Here is a 1,180-nt window from a genome sequence, read left to right on the forward strand (position 1 = left end):
ATAGACAGTGGCAAAAGCTTCGATGCGGATAACTGGATGATAGGCGGGATCGTAAATTTTGACCAAGGCACCGGAAAAGAAGCTTCCGGCCAGTTCCATATCCGTATCGCGCAAGGGAGAAACTTCGATACAAAAGGGGGCGTCGCGTGTCAGGCGCGGGGCATTGAAAATGCTTTCGGGCTGATCGCTGTCGCCAACTGCCGATGCACAGGCACCGCGGATGGCGTCAAGCAGTTGGGCTTGGGCATCGCTATCGGAAAGACGGATGCGTCCCTGTTGATCGCGGCGAACACCATTCTCCTGGGAAATGATAACCTCAGCAGAGTGATTGGCGACCACAACATGTCCCTGTTGATTGACGACGAAAACGGGCACGGCATAGCGGTCAAGCACGGTTAACACGGCCTGGAAACGTGATTTTAGTTGTGTAAAAACATTCGCAAGTTTAACTGCCTGGCTTACGAAGGGCAAATAAGCGGCAAAGTCGTGCTTCTCTGTGTCAGAGGCCTGAGGCCTGCCAAGGGCATATTGCACTGTGAATGTATTGAACCAGCTTTGGTCTTCGTTCAGGCGCGCGACAACTCGGTGATCAATGCCGCCCGTTTCGCGCAACCAGACGAAATCCGGACGGTCGCGCAGGTTTGGTTCATTCGGCCAAAGGTCATCTTCGGTCAGAATTGAAAAACGCTCACTATTGCGAATGACGGGAATGCCATCCGCCTCATAGGCGGAAAATTTGGTGTTGTAGGCCTGCCGAATTTCCGGTGTCATCTGTTTGCTGGCCCAAAGGGCCTGAAAACCATCGTTTCCGGTCATATTCACAGAGATAACAGCCCCGGAAACAGCCCCGCACTTGTTTGCAACCTCTTCAATAAGAGGTTGCCAGCGGTGCTCGTCGATCGCCGCATCAAACAGCTTCGATGCAAGTTGACAATCAAATGTCATTTGTCCCCCCTTCGTGTGCCCCGCATATTTTATCATGTTCGTATGTAAGGACCCAATACGCAGAATTTAGGAGCGGAAAAGATTGGATAATCAATCTGTCACAGATGCAACACGCGTTTGAAATAGGTCCTGAGCCTAGCTGTCAGTTACAATCGGCAGGTGCGCACTCAGCGCACGCCGGACCAGATCGGTTCGGGTCTGCGCGCCGGTTTTATGCAAGATCGTCTTGATTTGT

1 protein-coding gene is annotated in these 1,180 nt (G+C 52.1%); it reads right to left on the reverse strand.

The window, feature by feature from the left end; genetic code table 11:
- Positions 1-945 (reverse strand): hypothetical protein (locus JF44_RS0109050; protein WP_033068672.1); only part of this gene is annotated, 945 nt, incomplete at its 3' end.
- Positions 946-1,180 lie beyond the last annotated feature (235 nt).

It is taken from the genome of Thalassospira australica (genome assembly GCF_000763295.1).
GTDB classification, from domain to species: domain Bacteria; phylum Pseudomonadota; class Alphaproteobacteria; order Rhodospirillales; family Thalassospiraceae; genus Thalassospira; species Thalassospira australica.